General features: G+C 64.6%; 13 protein-coding genes. 4 read left to right on the top strand and 9 right to left on the bottom strand.

Features of this window, described 5'->3' with window-relative positions; genetic code table 11:
• Positions 1-2: 2 nt before the first annotated feature.
• From MHM97_RS13410 to MHM97_RS13385, 6 genes are all read right to left on the bottom strand, one after another.
• Positions 3-965, bottom strand: coding sequence for a GGDEF domain-containing protein (locus MHM97_RS13410; RefSeq protein ID WP_239322859.1), 963 nt, complete (start codon positions 963-965; stop codon positions 3-5).
• 175 nt (positions 966-1,140) lie between these two features.
• Positions 1,141-3,648 (bottom strand): GcvT family protein, encoded by a 2,508-nt coding sequence (locus tag MHM97_RS13405; RefSeq protein ID WP_239322858.1) that lies wholly within the window; start codon positions 3,646-3,648, stop codon positions 1,141-1,143.
• A 40-nt stretch (positions 3,649-3,688) separates the two neighbouring features.
• Entirely contained in the window at positions 3,689-4,276 is a 588-nt protein-coding gene (locus MHM97_RS13400; RefSeq protein WP_239322857.1) for a hypothetical protein, read from the bottom strand.
• Positions 4,277-4,369: 93 nt separating this feature from the next.
• Entirely contained in the window at positions 4,370-5,773 is a 1,404-nt protein-coding gene (locus MHM97_RS13395) for an FAD-binding oxidoreductase (protein ID WP_239322856.1), read from the bottom strand.
• A 155-nt stretch (positions 5,774-5,928) separates the two neighbouring features.
• Complete coding sequence (ggt, locus tag MHM97_RS13390) at positions 5,929-7,725, bottom strand: gamma-glutamyltransferase (RefSeq protein WP_239322855.1); 1,797 nt, start codon at positions 7,723-7,725, stop codon at positions 5,929-5,931.
• Between the two features lie 47 nt (positions 7,726-7,772).
• The gene (locus MHM97_RS13385) at positions 7,773-8,759 is read right to left on the bottom strand and encodes a 2-hydroxyacid dehydrogenase (protein ID WP_239322854.1); all 987 of its coding nucleotides are present in this window, start codon (positions 8,757-8,759) and stop codon (positions 7,773-7,775) included.
• Between the two features lie 279 nt (positions 8,760-9,038).
• Here MHM97_RS13385 and MHM97_RS13380 point away from each other — a divergent pair, with 279 nt between their 5' ends.
• Positions 9,039-9,524, top strand: coding sequence for an SH3 domain-containing protein (locus tag MHM97_RS13380; protein WP_239322889.1), 486 nt, complete (start codon positions 9,039-9,041; stop codon positions 9,522-9,524).
• A gap of 46 nt (positions 9,525-9,570) precedes the next feature.
• Here MHM97_RS13380 and MHM97_RS13375 read toward each other — a convergent pair whose 3' ends face one another.
• Complete coding sequence (locus tag MHM97_RS13375) at positions 9,571-10,830, bottom strand: glycosyltransferase (RefSeq protein WP_239322853.1); 1,260 nt, start codon at positions 10,828-10,830, stop codon at positions 9,571-9,573.
• 495 nt (positions 10,831-11,325) lie between these two features.
• On the opposite strand from MHM97_RS13375, the gene MHM97_RS13370 reads away from it, so the two are divergent.
• The 3 genes from MHM97_RS13370 (at position 11,326) to MHM97_RS13360 (ending at position 16,768) form a co-directional block, all read left to right on the top strand.
• Positions 11,326-13,539 carry an NADP-dependent isocitrate dehydrogenase gene (locus MHM97_RS13370; protein WP_239322852.1) on the top strand — a complete coding sequence of 738 codons (2,214 nt, stop codon included), beginning with the start codon at positions 11,326-11,328 and terminating at the stop codon, positions 13,537-13,539.
• Positions 13,540-13,812: 273 nt separating this feature from the next.
• Positions 13,813-15,582, top strand: coding sequence for a methyl-accepting chemotaxis protein (locus MHM97_RS13365; RefSeq protein ID WP_239322851.1), 1,770 nt, complete (start codon positions 13,813-13,815; stop codon positions 15,580-15,582).
• Between the two features lie 358 nt (positions 15,583-15,940).
• Entirely contained in the window at positions 15,941-16,768 is an 828-nt protein-coding gene (locus MHM97_RS13360) for a DeoR/GlpR family DNA-binding transcription regulator (RefSeq protein ID WP_239322850.1), read from the top strand.
• 12 nt (positions 16,769-16,780) lie between these two features.
• Here MHM97_RS13360 and MHM97_RS13355 read toward each other — a convergent pair whose 3' ends face one another.
• Together MHM97_RS13355 and MHM97_RS13350 are read right to left on the bottom strand one after the other, a co-directional pair.
• Complete coding sequence (locus MHM97_RS13355; protein ID WP_239322849.1) at positions 16,781-17,728, bottom strand: aminotransferase class IV; 948 nt, start codon at positions 17,726-17,728, stop codon at positions 16,781-16,783.
• A gap of 73 nt (positions 17,729-17,801) precedes the next feature.
• Complete coding sequence (locus MHM97_RS13350) at positions 17,802-18,731, bottom strand: LysR family transcriptional regulator (protein WP_239322848.1); 930 nt, start codon at positions 18,729-18,731, stop codon at positions 17,802-17,804.
• Positions 18,732-18,836: the final 105 nt, after the last annotated feature.

The raw sequence follows: 18,836 nt of genomic DNA, 5'->3' as shown, positions 1-18,836 counted from the left end.
TGTCAGTGCGCCGGGGCCGGAGACGGCGGAGCGCCGCGGGCGGAGGCCTCTTCGACCTGCGCGCGGGCGATCTCCAGCGCCGCCTCCAGCGCTGCGGGCTCGTAGACTTCGGACACGCCGCAGCGCAGGATAACCCCCTTGGGCAACAGCGGTTGCAGGCTCTTGCAGAGCTGCTGCCCCAGTTCGTAGCTTTCAAACGACCGCCAGCCCGCCAGTGCCACCAGGAAATCGCCGCCGCCCAGCCGATACAGGCGTTCGCGCGTGTTGAGCATCGGTTCGACCTCCCGGACAACGCGGGCCAGCACCTGGTCCACTCGGTCTCCCTGCTGGCGCGCGCGCAGCTCCAGAACCCCGTCCAGGCGCAGCAGCACCAGCCCCACCGGCGCGATCGCCGGGATCAAGGCCCGGTCTCGCTCCAGTCGCGCGCGCCCGTAGGCCCGGGTGAGCGGATCGCGCCCCTCATCCAGGTCCAGTTTGGCCCGCAACGACAGGATTTCGCCCTCGGCCAGCCACAGGTAGGCGGAGGCAATCAGGGCGGCTGCAAACAACCGCGCCGCATTGGGCGCATCCCCTTGCAGGAAGATGAGGACGGGCACCAGCACGATCAATGCCAGTCGCGCCGGCAGATGTTGCGACGACCGCCCCGCGAACCGCAGTCCGATCAGGGTCGGAAACATCCAGATCGCACCGGCGATGCCGACGTAATGCGTGGTCATCAGGATCGTCGCTGTCAGCACCACAACCAGGACCGACAATGGCACCGGTGGTCTGCGCCCCAGCTGCAAGGCGGTCAGATTGACGAGGATAATGCCAGCCAGGCACACCAGGATCACGGCCAGCGGCAGATGGTTCATCAGCACGCTTTTGACCGCCAGGCCAAGAAACAGCACGATGCAGAACACGCGGGTGAAAAGGTCCAGCCTCTGCGGCGGGATCGCCCCAAACACGGAAAGTAGGTTACTCACTATCACTGTCCCGGCTACCTCTGACGCCGCGATTCCGCAGCGGTGTACAGATGCGTACAATATCCCGGACCATACCCGAGTGGCCAAGAAAAAACGCGCCCCGGCGGTGCCGGGGCGCGCGTGTGTTGCATGCGCCTGACAGCCCTGTCCAGCAGGGCTGCGGGGCGATGTCGGATCAGCCGTCCTTGCGGATGGTTTCGTTTTTCGGGTCATAGGGGCTGTCGCAGGTGACAACCGCATCCCAGAGCTTGTCCTGCATTTTGACCTGCAGCTTGGTGCCTTCGACCGCATACTCGGGCTTCACATAGCCCATGCCGATGGATTTCTCGAAGGCCACCGAGTAGCCGCCGGAGGTCAGACGGCCAACGCGGGTGCCATCCTCGGCATAAACCGCCTCGTGTCCCCAGGGATCGGCATCGCTTGGCCCGTCGATCAGCAGGGTGCAGCATTTGACGCGCACGCCGGTCTCTTCCAGCTTGTCCTTGCCGAAGAAGTCCTTGGACAGATCGACAAAGCGAGGCAGGTCGGCTTCGAGCGGGGTCGCGTCGCGGCCCAGTTCATTGCCAAAGGCACGGTAGGATTTCTCCTGACGCAGCCAGTTCTGCGCCCGTGCGCCGACCAGCTTCATCCCGTGTTTCTCGCCCGCCTTTTCCAGGAGGTCGAACAGGTAGTTCTGCATCTCCATCGGGTGATGAAGTTCCCAGCCCAGCTCACCGGTATAGGCCACACGGATCGCATTGACCGGGCACATGCCCAGTTCGATCTGACGGGCCGACAGCCAGGGGAAGCGCTTGTTGGACAGCGCCGTTTCCGGGTCGGCATCGACGATCACCTCTTTCAGGACATCGCGGGATTTCGGACCGGCAATGGCAAAGACGCCCCACTGGGTGGTCACATCCTGCAGCTCGATGCGGCCGAATTCGGCTTCCTTGTCCTCGATCGCCTTCTTCAGATAGTCGGCATCGTACTCGGTCCAGGCACCGGCGGAGACCAGATAGTACTCGTCATCCTTGAGCCGGACGATGGTGTACTCGGTGCGGGTGGTGCCCGCCACGGTCAGCGCATAGGTCAGGTTGATGCGACCCACCTTGGGCAGCTTGTTACAGGTGAACCAGTCGAGGAAGGCCGTCGCGCCGGGTCCCTTGACGATATGCTTGGTAAAGGCGGTGGCGTCGATCAGGCCCACGCCCTCGCGGATCGCCTTGGCCTCGTCCACGGCATGTTGCCACCAGCCGCCGCGACGGAAGGACCGGGCGTCGTGGTCAAAGTTTTCCGGCGCATCCACGGGGCCGAAATAGTTCGGACGTTCCCAGCCGTTGACCCAGCCGAACTGAGCGCCGCGGGCCTTTTGACGGTCGAACGCGGGCGCGGTGCGCAGCGGGCGCGCGGCGGGGCGCTCTTCGTCCGGGTGGTGCAGGATGTAGACGTGCTCGTAGCACTCTTCGTTCTTGCGGGCTGCGAATTCGGTGGTCAGCCAGTTGGAGGAGTAGCGTTTGGGGTCGAGCGACGCCATGTCGATCTCGGCCTCGCCGTCCACCATCATCTGCGCCAGATAATAGCCGGTGCCGCCGGCCGCGGTGATGCCGAAGGAGAAGCCTTCCGCCAGCCACATGTTGCGCAGGCCCGGCGCAGGACCCACCAGCGGGTTGCCATCGGGGGTGTAGCAGATCGGGCCGTTGAAATCGTCCTTGAGGCCGGATTCGGCACAGGAGGGCACACGCTCGGCCATCGCCATGTACTGATCCGCGATCCGGTCCAGATCGAGCGGGAACAGGTCCGCGCGGAAGCTGTCCGGCACGCCGTGCTCGAACCGCGCCGGTGCGCCGTGTTCATAGATGCCGAGGATCCAGCCGCCGCGTTCCTCGCGGGCATAGGATTCATTGTCGGCATCGCGAATAACGGGGTGCTCCGGGTTGCCGGCCTCGCGCCATTTGACCAGCTCGGGGTCTTTATCCATGACGATGAAGGTGTGCTCCACCGGGATCGCGGGCATCTTGATGCCCAGCATCTTGGCGGTGCGCTGCGCGTGGTTCCCGGAGGCGGTCACAACATGCTCGGCGGTGATGACGACCTGCTCGTCGCTCTCCACGAGGTTGCCGCCCTTCTCCACCATCTTGGTGCAGGTGACTTCCCAATGGGTGCCGGTCCAGTGGAAGGCATCGGCCTGCAGCTTGCGCACGATTTCCACACCGCGCTGACGGGCGCCCTTGGCCATCGCCTGGGTCACGTCGGCGGGGTTAATATAGCCATCCTCGGTGTGATAAATCGCGCCCTTCAGGTCGCCGGTCTCGATCAGCGGCCAGCGCTCCTTGATCTGCTCCGGGGTCAGCCACTCATAGGCCACATCACAGGTTTCCGCGGTGGAGGCATAGAGCATGTATTCGTCCATGCGTTCCTGGGTCTGCGCCATGCGCAGGTTGCCCACCACGGCGAAGCCCGCATTGAGGCCGGTTTCTTCCTCAAGGGTCTTGTAGAAATCCACCGAGTATTTGTGGATGTGGGTGGTCGCATAGGACATGTTGAACAACGGCAGCAGGCCAGCCGCGTGCCAGGTGGAGCCGGAGGTCAGCTCGTCACGCTCGATCAGCATGACGTCGTCCCAGCCAGCTTTGGCCAGATGATATGCGATCGAGGTGCCTACGGCACCACCACCGACAACAAGTGCTTTGACTTGGGTTTTCATGAGCCCGCTCTCCGAGTTCTCTGATTCACGATTGAATCGGTTATGGAGGAGAGTTTAGCGAGGGTGCGAAATCAGTCCGACGCAAAAAATGACAAAACCGACTTCGCGCAGCGGTTTCCTCAAATAGATACGGCGGAGAGGCCGGTTTCGCCGGGATATATTGTTGCGCGCCGCGCGGATGCGGCTCAGCAGTCCAGCACATTGCCCCGCCGCACGCAGGGTCGCTGGGCGTCCTCTGCCGCGCCGGATGTCGCATCCCCGGCAGAGTTTGGCCATATGCGGCATCAAACTCGCCGGCGTGCGCCGCCTGCCCCGGCTCCTGGACAGAGGTCGGCAAGAGCGCCACATCCTCCCCCGGGGCGTCAAGGCCGAGAATTGCCAGACGCGCCTGCAACACACCGCGATAGGCCATCATCGACACATCAAGCGGTGTTGCAGCTCCGCGCAGTGTCTCGCCGCGCAACCGCCGCTGCACCGTCTCGATATAGGCCATGCGGTCATAAGAGGTGATCGTCTGCCCCGCCGCCTTGGCTTGCAAGTCGACATCCACGGCGATGATCATCACCCCGACGAGCAGAACATTCGTGTAAAGGCGCAGCAGCCAGATGGCGCGTCTGACAAGAAACATGCAAAGATCCCCGCCCCATTTAAACCCAATTTCCCAGTGCCAGACCTAGCGGGGAGATGAGGCAGAAATTTGACGGGGATCTGTTTGCCCCAGTCAGTCAGAGAGGATCTTGCCGGGGTTGAGGATATTGTCGGGATCGAGCGCCGCCTTCACCGCCGCCATAAACCGGGTTGTCTCGCCCAGTTCGCGGCGCAGATAGGGCCGCTTGCCCTGCCCGATGCCATGCTCGCCGGTGCAGGTGCCCTCCATCGAGATCGCCAGATCGTTGAGCCAGCCAACATAGTCGTCCGCCTTGGCGCGCTCCTCGGCGCTCTCCATGTCGATCAGCAGGAGCGCGTGGAAGTTGCCGTCGCCCACATGGCCAACCATCGGCGCCATCAACCCCATCTCCTCGGCCTTGGCGCGCGCGGTGGAGACACATTCCGCCAGCCGCGAGATCGGCACGCAGACATCGGTCGAAATGCCCTTGGCGCCGGGGCGCAACCCGAGGCAGGCCCAATACATGTCGTGACGCGCCTGCCAGAGCTTGTTGCGCTCTTCGGCGGTCGATGTGGCGGCGATGTCGAAACCACCAAATTCCTCGGCGATCTGGGCAAAGGTATCGGCCTGTTCCACCACACCCGTGTCAGAACCGTGAAACTCCAGCAGCAGCAACGGCACTTCGGGCAGGCTCAGGCCAGAGTGCTGATTGGCGGCGCGCACGCTCATCTCGTCCAGCAGTTCGATGCGGGCCACGGGGATCCCGTATTGGATGGTCATCATCACCGCGCGGCAGGCCTCATCCACCGACCGGAACGAACAGCGCGCCGAGCGGATCGCTTCGGGGATGCCCTGGAGGCGCAGGGTGATTTCCGTGATCAGCCCCAGTGTGCCCTCAGAGCCGACCAGAAGGCGGGTCATATCATAGCCCGCAGAGGATTTTTTCGCCCGCGATGCGGTGCGGATGATGGTGCCATCCGCCATCACCGCCTCCAGGCTCAGAACATTGTCCTTCATGGTGCCATAGCGCACCGCATTGGTGCCGGAGGCGCGTGTCGCCACCATGCCGCCCAGCGACGCATTGGCCCCGGGATCGATGGGAAAGAACAGCCCCTGATCACGCAGATAGGTATTGAGCTGCTCACGCGTCACGCCGGGCTGCACCACCACATCCAGATCCTCCGGGTGCACGGCAAGGATCTTGTCCATCCGCATCATATCAACGCAAATCCCCCCGGCAGGCGCATTGACGTGCCCCTCCAGCGACGTGCCGGTGCCAAAGGGAATGACCGGAACACCAAACTCCGCGCAGACCTTCACGATGTCGGAGACCTCCTCGCGCGAGGTGGGGAAGACAACCGCGTCCGGCGCCTGGTTCTCGATCCAGGTGGTGGTGTGCCCGTGCTGTTCGCGCAGGGCCTGCCCGGTCTGAAGCCGGTCGCCAAACTGCGCAGACAGCGCCTCGACCGCGGCTGTGATCCCGCCTTCGTTGCGGGGCAAGGTGGTGGCCTGAACCATGGTGGTGTCCTTTCACAATCTCGGGACGGTCAACACGGCAGATGCTTCATTTGCCTTGTTAACGATCATGTCGGCGCACTCTAGGCCGCCGGTCGTCACAGCTCAAGCCCATGACGCATTGCCCCGGTTCGGGAGGGGCCAAGGCCCCTGCCCGCCTACCGGCCGAGCGCGATGCCTTCGCGGCGCGGATCTGCACCGCCCTTGAGGCTCTCGCCGATCTCGATCGCATGCAGACCGGAGTTGAGGTCGCGGATGTTGACCTCAAACCCCATGTCCGTCAGCGCGGCCTCGAGTGTCTCGGCCTCTGTGCCGGCCTCCAGATCATAGGTGCCAAAGCGGTTCACCGCATGTGGCAGCGATAGTGCTTCCTGCACGTTGAGCCCCCAATCGGCCCAGCCCACAATCGCCGTGGCCACATAACCGATGATGCGGCTGCCGCCCGGAGAGCCGATCGCAAGAACCGGTTTGCCGTCCTGCATCACGATGGTCGGCGCCATCGAGGAGCGAGGGCGTTTGCCCGGCTCCAATCGGTTCGCGATCGGCACCCCATCGCTGTGGCTGCGGAAGGAGAAATCGGTCAGCTCGTTATTCAACAGGAACCCGTTGGTCATCAGACGCGAGCCAAACCCGTTCTCGATCGTCGTCGTCATCGACAGCACGTTGCCGTATTGGTCGACGATGGAGATATGCGAGGTCGAGGGGAACTCGATGCTTTCGTCATCGGCCCAGATCAGCGCGTGGTCAAACGTGGGCGTACCGGGGGCAACGCTGTCCAGTGCCGTGTCGCCTTGCAGCAGCTTTGCGCGCTTTGCGAGATACTCGGCATCCACCAGACCCTTGGTGGGCATCGGCACAAAATCACTGTCGGCCATGTAGCGGCCCCGGTCGGCGAAGGCGAGGCGCGAGGCATCGCCGATCAGGCGCCAGCTGACCGGATTGTCCGCCCCAAGCGCTGCCAGATCGTAAGGTTCAAGCATGCCAAGGATCTGCCCCACGGTGAGCGCGCCAGAGGATGGCGGCCCCATGCCGCAGGCTTCATAAGCGCGGTAGCTGGCGCAGACCGCCGGGCGCTCCTTCACTTGATAGAGCGCCAGATCAAGCTCCGACAGAACGCCCGGATCGCCAGCGGCGCTTTGCACCGTGCGGACGATGTCCGCCGCTACCGGGCCGGTATAGAACGCATCCGTGCCCTCCATCGCGATGCGGCGCAGCACATCGGCATAGGGCTGGTTGGTGATGACCTGTCCGGCCTCCAGCGGGGCACCCTCGGGCAAGAAGTAGGCTGCGGTCTCGGGGAACCGGCTCAGGCGCTCCGCATCGTTTGCAATCGATTCCGCCATCCTTGGCGACACGGCAAAGCCCATTTCCGCCAGCCGGATCGCATCGGTAAACAACCCACCCCAGTTGGATTCCCCCCATTTGCGATGTGCGGTCTCCATCAATGCCGGTGTGCCCGGCGTGCCGACGGAACGACCGCCAACCACCGCATCAAAGAACTTCAGCGGCGCGCCGTTTTGATCCTGAAACAAGGTCGGGGTCGCCGCCAGCGGTGCGGTTTCGCGCCCGTCCAGCGTGCTGAGCGCGCCGGTCTTGGCATCATAATAGACAAGGAACGCGCCGCCACCGAGGCCGGAGGATTGCGGCTCCACCAGCCCCAGAACCGTTTGCACCGCAACCATCGCATCTGCCGCCGTGCCGCCGTCGCGCAGCACCCGTGCACCGGCCTCGACCGCGAGCGGGTTGGCAGCGGCGACCATCCAGTCATCCGCCAGCACCGGCTCGCCCGCGTTGCGGGACGCCATCGCGGCAGATGCCGCATCAGAGAGCACCAGGCCCGCCGCGCCGGGGCCGATGGTTGCGGTTTCAGGCGCAACCGCATCCGCGGCCTGCTGGGCGATCAAAGGTGTTGCAAGGGTCGCCAACAGCGCCCCGGTCAAAAATGTCTTTTCCATATCGTCCTCCCAAAAACGCGCCGCCCGCAAAAGGCCGGCTACGGCGCCTACAACATGGAGGGCACCACCTGATCCGGTGGCCGGTGCCCGTCTTCAAATGTCTTGATGTTCAACAGAACCTTTTCGCCCATCTCGATCCGCCCCTCGAGCGTCGCCGACCCCATATGCGGCAGCAGCACCACATTGGGCAGCTCGCGCAGGCGCGGATTGATGGTGGTGCCGTGTTCATAGACGTCAAGGCCACAGCCTGCGATCTCGCCACCGCGCAGGCCGCGCGTCAAGGCGTTCTCGTCGATCACCTCACCGCGGGAGGTGTTCACGATCACCGCATCCGGTTTCAACAGCTTCAGGCGACGGGCGTTCATCAGATGAAAGGTCGAGGGCGTCGACGGGCAGTGGATCGAGATCACATCCATCCGCGCCACCATCTGATCGAGGCTCTCCCACCAGGTGGCGTCCAGCTCTTCTTCGACTTCGGGGCGCAGGCGGCGGCGATTGTTGTAATGAACCTGCATGCCGAAGGCGCGGGCGCGGCGGGCGACCGCCTGACCAATGCGCCCCATGCCAAGGATCCCAAGACGACGCCCCGCCAGACGGCCCCCCAGCATGGCCGTCGGGGACCAGCCCTCCCAGTCGCCGCGCTGCATGATGGCGAGACCTTCGGGAATGCGGCGCACCACGGCCATGATCAGCGCCATGGTCATATCGGCGGTGTCATCCGTCAGTACGCCGGGGGTGTTGGACACCAGAATGCCGCGCTGGCGGGCGGTGGCGACGTCGATGTTGTCGACCCCGGCGCCATAGTTCGCAATCAGCCGCAGCCGCTCTCCGGCCTGCCCCAGCAGGCTTGCATCAATCGTGTCGGTGACCGTCGGCACCAGCACATCGGCCTCTTTCATGGCGGCGGCCAGCTCTTCGCGGCGCATCGGGGTGTCATCGGTGCGCAACCGCACGTCGAACAATTCGCTCAGGCGGGTTTCCACCGGCTCTGGCAACCGTCGCGTAACAACAACACTCAGGCGTTCTCTGGGCACGTGCCTTCTCCCTCGGGCTATGCAAGTCGATCCATTCCATGGCATCGTGTCGCAAGATAATTGCGGGCACAAGCACCCTTCCGCCCCAGCCTGCGTTGCGTTATGCACGCGGTCAGGATCAGCGGGTGTCAGGATCATAAAAACAAGGCGCCCGGGACAAGAATGGGCATCGAGGCCGTGCAGAACATCTTTGGATCACAAGGTCGCAGGCCACGCCCGCGCACCAGAACGGCCGCGCAGAGGCTGCTTGGCGCGGTCGTGACGGCGTGTCTGGTGGTGATGCTCTCGCTGGGGACGTCCGAGCAGGTCGCCGCGCAGGCCGCCGCAACCGCGCAGAAACGCGGTCCGGTGACCAATCTGCCGCTGCCGCGGTTCGTCTCCATGAAGGCGGCCGAGGGCAACGTGCGGCGCGGCCCGTCCCTGACCCACCGGATCGACTGGGTGTTCAAACGCCGTGGCATGCCGCTGGAGATCATCGCCGAATATGGCCATTGGCGCCGGGTGCGCGACCGCGACGGCGCCGGCGGCTGGGTGCATTATGCGCTGCTGTCCGGCATTCGCACCGTGCTGGTGGAGGAAGACATGCTCCAGGTGCGCGCCCAGCCCGCGCCGGACGCGCCTGTCATGGCGGCCTTTGAACTGGGCGTGGTCGCCCAGCTTGGCGCCTGCGAGATCGACTGGTGTGAAATCACCGCCGGTGGGCATTCCGGCTGGGCCCCGAAGAGCAAGCTCTGGGGCGTGGCCCCTGACGAAGTGCGCGAATAGGCACGCGGGTCGTGCACCGCTGTCCGCGCGCCGCCTGCCGGGGCTGTCAGTGACCCGCCACGGGCCGTAGCTTGGCCCGCCGCGGCCCTGCGCCCGGCGTGCGCGGCGCAAGATAGATGCGGATCAGCTCGCTGCGATGGGCAAAGACCTTTTCATCGGTAAAGGGCGCCGCATCCGCATGTGCGCGTGTCATCAGATGGCCCAGCGCACTGCGATCCGCATTCAGCGCCGCCACGCTGTGCGCCAGCGCCTGCGACTCGCCCCGGGGCACCAGAATCCCGCCCCCATGGGCCGAGATCAGATCCCGGGCATAAGCGCCGTCATAGCCCATGATGGGTGTCCCCGCCGTCAGCGCCTCAATCAGGCAGCGTGGCGATTCCGCGGTCTTGTGACAGAACAGGAACAGATCCGCATGCTGCAAGCGCGCCCGCACCTCGGCGTGGTCTTCGACAAATCCGGCCAACCGCACCCGATCCTGAAGCCCGGCGCGCAGAACCCGCGCCCGCATCGCCGCAAGGCAGCTGCCATCCCCGAGCCATTCGGCCTCGAAGGGCACATTCAGCACCGCCAGCCGTTCCAGCACGGACAGCCAGTCCATCGGCCCTTTCATGCCCTCGGCGCGACCGGCATAGACGATGCGCAGGGGGCGCCGCGCCACGACGGCGCGTTTGTACCGCAAGCGGGACAGGGTGATATGATCCGCATCGGAGATATGAATATCATGCACCAATTGCGGGTTCCGACTGAACCGCGCGTAGGCGTCAAAGGTCTCGCGGCCGTGAAACAGGCCGAGGTCCGCACGTGAAATCAGCGCGCGCTCCAGCCAGGCCATCGGCCGCCGGTAAAGCCGGGACTTCAGCTGCTGCTTCCAGTTTCCCCACTCGCGGGATTGGCGCAGCACATCGGATTCGACCCGGTCGGTCCAGATCGCAAACCGTTTGCCCAGTCGCAACGCCTCCATCGCGCAAACCGCGCCCCAGTCGCCAAACAGGCCGCCGATGGCAAAACTGAGGTAATCCCCCTGCGCAATCAGGGCCCGCAAACGCCGGTGGTGATGGGGCCAGCAGCGCAGGAACTCCAGCGGGCTATAGGCCGAGGGCACCGTTTCCAGCCGAACGCCCGTCAGCGGTGCCATGGCCTCGGCCAGCGGCATCCAGCCCTCGGGGTGCGGCCCGGGCTTTTCCGGCATCACCACGGTGACCTGATCAAAATGCCGCGCCCACAGCCGCAAACCGTTAACGGCCTGACGCTCGATATAGAGGTCCGGCCCCTGCCGGAACACCGGTACGGGCGCATATAGAACCAAATGCCCTCCTGAACTGGCCCGCATTGTCAGATCCCCCACATTCAGATGTAAGAATATTATCGCAAAACCGCTCTTTGCGCAATTCTGCTTCTCATTTATCGGGCGGCGCGGCCCCGGGAGCGCAGCCCGGGTCCCCCCCGCCCGGGCCACGCCCGCACCGGGGCCAAGGCGTTTACCATAACGCCGCAGGTCTGATTAACCACGTCGCCGTTGTGCTCTGCACGCACGCGACCGCATAGTCCCGATGCGCAAAAGGCGAGGCAAACCCGCGCATGGATAGTCAAAACCGGAAAACTTGCGCCAACAAAGCGGCCTTTGCGCAACCAGCCAATTGCGTTGCGCGATGCACTGGTCTAGGAGAGGCGTGTAGACATGATGCATGTCCGGACCCAGGCGCAGACCGTCTGTTGCTCCGGATCAGCCACCAGGTGACGCGGCAGCCACGCCGCAGAGACGACAAAAACAACTTCCGTATTCGTAGAAAGGTTGTGGAACATGGCAGAAAACTCAACGCCGGACATTTTGTATACCATCGTAGACGAAGCGCCGGAGCTGGCCTCGGCCTCCTTCCTGCCGATCATCCGCAAGTTCGCGGATGCTGCTGGTGTCAGCGTCGGCACCAAGGATATTTCTCTGGCCGCGCGGATCATCGCGACCTTCCCGGAGAACCTGACCGAAGAGCAGCGCCAGAGCGATGACCTCGCCGCGCTGGGCGAGCTGGTGAAGACCCCCGACGCCAATGTCATCAAACTGCCCAACATCTCTGCCTCCGTGCCGCAGCTGGTGGCCGCGGTCGAGGAACTGCAGGCGCAGGGCTACAAGCTGCCCGACTACCCCTACGAGCCGTCCACCGACGCGGAAAAGGAAATCCGGGCGCGGTATGACAGCATCAAGGGCTCTGCCGTGAACCCGGTCCTGCGCGAAGGCAACTCTGACCGCCGCGCCGCCAAGGCGGTGAAGAATTACGCCCAGAACAACCCGCATTCGATGGGCGCATGGGTTTCCGACAGCAAAACCAAAGTCTCGTCGATGCCGGGCAATGATTTCTATGCAAACGAGGAATCCGCCACCATCTCCGCCGCTCAGGCGGGCGACGCAAAGATCGAATTTGTCGCCAAGGACGGTTCTGTCACCGTGCTGAAGGACGCATGGCCGCTGGCCGAAGGCACCGTGGCCGACGCGACCTTCATGTCCGTCAAGGCGCTGTCGAGCTTCCTCGAAGGCGCGATTGAAGACACCAAATCCGATGGCACCATGTTCTCGCTGCACATGAAGGCCACCATGATGAAGGTCTCCGACCCGATCATCTTTGGTTACGCGGTGAAGGCCTGGCTGAAGCCGGTGTTCGACAAATACGGCGATGAGCTGAAGGCACTGGGCGTCAATGCAAACTCCGGCATGGGCGACCTCCTGGAGCGCGTGAAGGACAAGCCCGAGATCCTCGCAGCCGTCGAAGCGGTGCGCGCCGAGCGTCCTGAAATGTACATGGTCGACAGTGACAAGGGCATCACCAACCTGCATGTTCCGTCCGACGTGATCATCGACGCCTCCATGCCGGCTGTGATCCGTGCAGGCGGCAAGGGCTGGGATTCCCAGGGCAACAAGGGTGACGTGAACTGCGTCATTCCCGACAACTGCTATGCCACCGTCTACGACGAGACCATCAACTACTTCAAAGCCAATGGCGCGCTGGACGTGACCAAGGCGGGTTCCGTCGCCAACGTCGGTCTGATGGCACAAAAGGCTGAGGAATACGGCTCCCACCCGACCACATTCGAAGCGCCCGCAGACGGGGTGATCCGGGTGGTTCTGGCCAATGGCGACACGCTGCATTCCCATGACGTGGAGGCCGGCGACATCTGGCGCGCCTGCACCGTGAAGAAAGCCCCGATCGAGAACTGGATTCAGCTGGCGCTGGACCGTCAGCGTCTGACCGGGTCGGAGGCGATCTTCTGGCTTGATGCCAACCGCGCCCATGACGCCGAGCTGATCAAATACGTGACGCCCGCGCTGGAGGCCGCAGGTGTCGCGGACAAGTTCCAGATCCTCGCCCCGCGCGAAGCGACCCGTCAGTCGCTGGACACCATCACCGCAGGCAAGGACAGCATCGCCATCACCGGCAACGTGCTGCGCGACTACCTGACCGACCTGTTCCCGATCCTGGAGCTGGGCACCTCGGCCAAGATGCTGTCGATCGTGAAGCTGATGAACGGTGGCGGCCTGTTTGAGACCGGCGCCGGTGGCTCCGCGCCCAAGCACGTGCAGCAGCTGGTTGAAGAAAACCACCTGCGCTGGGACTCGATGGGCGAATTCTGTGCCCTGGGTGAAAGCCTCAAGTTCCTGGCGGACGTCAAGGGCAACGACAAGGCCGGCGTTCTGGGGGCCGCAGCAGAGGTCGCGACCCAAGGCATCCTCGACAACAACAAGTCGCCGGACCGCAAGGTCGGTCAGCCCGACAACCGCGACAGCCACTACTGGTTCGCCCGCTACTGGGCCGAAGCGCTCGCGGCGCAGACCGAAGACGCGGAACTGGCCGAACACTTCAAGCCGATCGCCGATCAGCTGGTCGCCAGCGAGGCCGCGATCCTGTCCGAACTGGCCGCGGCGCAGGGCAAACCGGCCGATATCGGCGGCTATTACCACCCCTCGGTGGACAAGAAGGCCGCAGTGATGCGCCCCTCGGCAACGCTGAACGGCATCATCGGCTAAGCCAGCCACCATCGACGTGATGACAAACGCCCGGGCATTGTCCCGGGCGTTTTTTCTGGTCGCTGCGCACCTCTTCAGGGGCTCGTTCGCCCGCCCTGCCCCATGCGCACCGCGCGCGCCCTCTGACCGGGCGCGTATCATTTTAGCCAAATTGATCCCGCATCTCTGGCCGCATCGCTGCGCCGCCGGGCAAAGTCTGCGGGTCTGTAAAGCCCGCATTAGTCATTTTGCCGCAAACAGGGTGTAAACGACAACTTGCAAGGCTTTCCCATCATGCCCGCCGCTTTCTACGGATTGTCCACCCGGATCTATGCCCTCGTGGCTCTCGCGCTCATCACAGCAGCCAGCCTGACCTTCTTCATTCTCGATCGCGCCTCAAAGGAGGCCTACTCCCTGCGCATGGGCGAATTGCGTCATGTCACCGACATCGGTCGCAGCCACATCGAGGCCTATGACGCCCGCGTCAAGGCCGGGGAGCTCACCCTCCAGGAGGCGCAGGCTGCCGTTGCCGAAATTCTCAATGACCTTCGGTTCGGGGAAAACGGCTATATCTACGCCTTTGACAGTGACATCATGTACAAGGTGCACCCCTTCCGCCCGCAATGGGTCGGCGGCGAGAGCCAGCGTGACCTGACGGATGTGCACGGCAACCGGATCTTTGACACCATTCTTGGTGCGCTGGATGAGAACGGACGGTCCGAATCCACCATCTTCTTTGAAAACCCCGCCACCGAACAGGTCGAACCCAAGCTGACCTACGCCCAGTACTACGAACCCTGGGACTGGTATCTCGGAACCGGCGCCTATGTGAACGACATCGAGGCCGACATTGCGCAGATGCGCATGGAGGCCTTGGGCGGTCTCGCGGCCGTGCTGGCGGTGATGATCGGCGTGTCGCTGCTGATCCTGCGCCACACGCTGCCGCCGCTGAACGCGCTGAAAGATCGCATGACCACGATGTCGGACGGGGACCTCGACAGCGATGTGCCCGGTCTCAAGGACCGCAGCGAGATCGGCCAGATGGCGCAGGCGGTGGCCAATTTCCGCGACGGTTTGCAGATGCAGGCGGCGCTGGAACGCGAGGCCCAGATCAAGGATGAGGACCGCCAGCGCGTGGTGGCCATTCTCGGTCAGCGACTGGCGCGCTTTGCCGAAGGTGACCTGACAGTGCGCGTCGATGACGACATGCCGGAGGAATTCCGTCAGGTGGCCGAGGATTTCAACACCACCGTGACCCGGATTTCCGACCTGATGCGCCAGATCTTTGCCGGGGTGATGCATATCGAACAGGAAAGCGAATCGCTGGACTCCTCTTCCCGCGAACTCGGCATGCGCACGGAAACCCAGGCCGCCTCGCTGGAGGAAACCTCTGCCGCGCTGACCGAACTCTCCGCCTCGGTCAAGAACTCCGCCGAAGAGAGCCGCTCGGCCTCCGAACGGGTGCAACAGGCCAGCGAACGCACGGCCCGGGGCGCGCAGGTGGTGCGCCAGACCATCGATGCCATGCGCGGTATCGAGGAAAGCTCGCAGAAGATCTCCTCCATCACATCGCTGATCGACGACATTGCCTTCCAGACCAGCCTTCTGGCCCTGAACGCCGGGGTCGAGGCGGCGCGCGCAGGCGAAGCGGGCCGTGGCTTTGCGGTGGTTGCCGGCGAAGTGCGCGCCCTGGCGGGCAAATCCTCGGATGCGGCGCGCGAAATCGCGGAGCTGATCGCAAATGCCAGCCGCGAGGTGGAAACCGGTGTGACGCTGGCCCGGGATTCGGGCACCGCGCTCGATGAAATCAACGAGCACATCACCGCCATCAACGAAACCGTTTCGGCCCTTGCCGAGGCCGCCCGCGAACAGTCCACCGGGCTGTCGGAAATCACCTCGGCCGCCGATCAGCTGGATCAGGTGACCCAGCAGAACGCGGCGATGTTCGAAGAAACCTCGGCCGCGACCCAACGCCTGCGGGACGAGGCCGGTTCACTGGCCCAGAACGCGCGCAAGTTCCAGCTGGACGCCGACGACGCCACTGCGCTGCGCCGGGCGTCCTGACCCCGGGCCGCCCCCAGCTTGGGCGAATACGGGCCGGGCGCGCGCGACCAACCGCGGGCGCCCGGCCCTCTTGGTGTCTCGCACACAGGCACCCGAGCCGGGCCGGAGCGCCCTTTCCGGCTGTGCCAATAGCCGGGCACAGAGACCGACACACAGACCGACACACAGACCGGCACACAGACCCGCGCGCCCGGTGCGGAGGCCGGACCGTTCGGCGGGGGCCGAGGACAGCGCCCCTCGGGGGATCGTGCAGGCGCCCCAGCCACCTCGATGAAGCGCCGGGATTTCCGCCGACACATGGCCGTCATCTGAATATGGTTTCATCGGCGCACTGCCACGTGTTCAAAGGCGCTGCCCCATGGTGGACTCCCAAAAGATCCCGCACCGCGGTCATGAGGTTCTGGAGGTCCTGGCCCGGTTCGGCGGCTCCGCCCGCAACGCGCAGATCGCCCATGCGCTGGGGGTCTCCGAAGAGACCGTCCGCCGACTGGTGCGCAGCCTCGCCCGGGCGGGCAAGGTCGACCGGGTGCACGGCGGCACCGTCCTGCGGCCCGCGCATGGCGCGCCGGTGTTTTCCACCCCGCTGGCCACCAATACCGCCGCAAAATCCGCCATTGCCCGCACCGCCGCCGCGCTCCTCAGCGACCGCATGACGGTCTTTGTCAATGTCGGGTCCACCACCACCTATGTGGCCGAACACCTGCGCCAGCACAGGGATCTCACCGTGGTGACCAATTCGCTGCCCGCAATGGCCGCCCTTGTCGGCCACAACGGCAACCGGGTCTATCTGACCGGCGGTCAGGTCCTGTCCGGCGAACGTGGCAGCTTTGGCCGCATGGCGGAAACGCAGGCGCAGCAGTTTTCCTATGACGCGGTGATCGTGGGGGCGGACGGTATCTCGCCGCGGCACGGCTTTGTCACCAGCAATCCGCAGGAGGCGGACCTCACCCATGCCGTCGCCGCCCGGGCGGATCGGGTCATTGTGGTCGCCGATCACTCCAAATGCGATACGCGCGCGCCCTTCGTGACCTGCCCCCTCGACCGGGTGAGCGATTTTGTCACCGATCAGGACCCCGATCCGGAGCTCGCCACCGCGCTCCGTGAATGGGGCATCACCACCCATACCGCACCGCCCGCCGACGAGGGCGCGGCGGCGCAGGCGGGCACGCACGCACCCCGGAGCTAAGGCCAGCCGCCGTCAGCGGCGCGCCTCTTTCTGCTCTGCCACCGTCCGGGCCACCAGATCCTTGTACAGCGCCCGGATACGTGCGGTCACCGGGCGCGCACCAGTGCCGATCTCCTTGCCGTCGATCGAGGCCACCGGCGTCTGCGCGCCGAAGGTGCCGGTCAGAAAGGCCTCATCGGCGCCATAGGCTTCATAGAGCGAGAAATTCTTCTCAAACACCGGGATGTCGTTGGCACGGCACAGGTCGATCACATTCTGCCGGGTGACCCCGTTCATGCAGTAATCCCCGGTCGAGGTCCAAACCTCGCCGCGGCGCACGATAAAGAAATTGCAGGCATTGGTGGTGTTCACAAACCCATGCGGGTCCAGCATCAGCCCCTCGTCCGCGCCCGCCTGTTCCGCTTGCAGGCAGGCGATCACGCAGTTCAGCTTGGAGTGGCTGTTGTATTTGGCATCCTGGCTCATCGGCAGCCCGCGCACCTGCGGCACAGTTGCAAGGCGGATGCCATGGGTCGAGAGGCTCTCGGCCGGCTTCGAATGCTCCACGATGGCGACCACGGTTGGTCCCCATTTCGACAGGGCCGGATGCTGGAACGGTTTGGCCTTGGGGCCGCGGGTGATCATCAACCGGCAATGGGCATCGCCGGTCATCCCGTTGGCCGCTGCGGTCCGGTCAAGGATGTCGCGGATGTCCTCCGGCCCCATGCCGATCTCCAGCGACACGGATTTCAGCGAATTGAACAGCCGGTCCATATGCGCGTCGAAAAACGCCCACTCGCCATCATAGAGCCGCATCCCCTCCCACATGCCATCGCCCAGCATGAAGCCGGAATCATAGACCGAGACCTTGGCCTCCGCCTTGGGCAGGATCTCGCCGTTCACATAGATCTTGATGTGATCGTTGCGGTCATCGGCCTCGGCGTCATGGGTGGAATGGGTGGGGCTCTGGTCCAGTGTCATGCGGGATCTCGTCTGTTGTCTCTTTGCAGGCAGACAGACCATGCGCCCGACCGGCTTGGCAAGGGGCGGCGGCCTATATGTTCAGAACCGGTGGCGCTGAGGTGGCCTCCGCCTGGATGAACCGGTGCAATGCCCGCGCCGCATCCGAGGTCAGCAGGCTGCTGTCGGACAGGGTGCAGACCCAGGGGCACGGGCCCACCTGCCCCAGCGGCGCCATCAGCCGCCCCGCTGCCAGCCCGGCGCGGGCAAACACCCCGGGCACCACCGCGACGCCCTGTCCGGCCTCCGCCAGGGCGATCACCGACCCGAAGGTGTTGGCCTGACAAGCCCCCTCCGCGCCCGGGTCGGCGGCAGCGACGGGCAGCCCGAAGGAGCGGAACACCTGCGGCCAGACATCCGTCCGGCCGAGACTGTGGATCAGCCGGGCGCGTGGCAGATCCTGCGGACCGCTCAGCCCCCCGGCCTGCGCCTGATAGGAGGGCGCGCAGACCGCCACCAGCTGGTCGCGCCACAGCGGCAGGCTGGCGCGGTCCAGGGTTTCCTCATGCACGTTGGTGAGGATGATGTCGGCAATCTCCGGCGGTTCGTCCACCCAGACGCGACCATGGATGGTCACCGCCGCGCCGGGATGCTGCACGCCGAACCGGGCCACCAGATCCGCCAGCCAGTGATCCACCAGGCTGACCGGGCAGGAAATCACCACCCGCTCCGCCCCGCGCCGCCGCAGGATCGCATGGGTCGCCTGTTGCACCTGTTGCAAGGCCTGCTGCACCCCCGACAGATAGGCATTGCCCAGCGAGGTCAGCGTCAGGGAGCGCGGATGGCGCACGAACAGCGGCCCGCCGATATGCTGCTCCAGCGCGCGGATGTGGCCGCTGACGGCGGCCTGGGTCAGGTGCAGCTCCCGCGCCGCCTCGGTAAAGCTGAGCATCCGGGCCGCGGCCTCGAAGGAGCGCAGATAGTTCAGCGGCGGCAGATCCTGCATCATCGTCCTTTCCCGCATGCAAGCCACCTCATCAGCGGCCCATGACCCCGGTTTCATGTGGTCTTAGGGGCCGGATTGTCCATGTGTCAAGCGCCGCGCCGCGCGTTAGGCTTGCACAAAACA

Origin of the sequence: Epibacterium sp. Ofav1-8, from assembly GCF_022348185.1 — a bacterium.
Classification (GTDB): Bacteria; Pseudomonadota; Alphaproteobacteria; order Rhodobacterales; family Rhodobacteraceae; genus Epibacterium.
The sequence above is the reverse complement of the archived record's forward strand: the minus strand, read 5'-3'. Positions and strand labels throughout refer to the sequence as shown.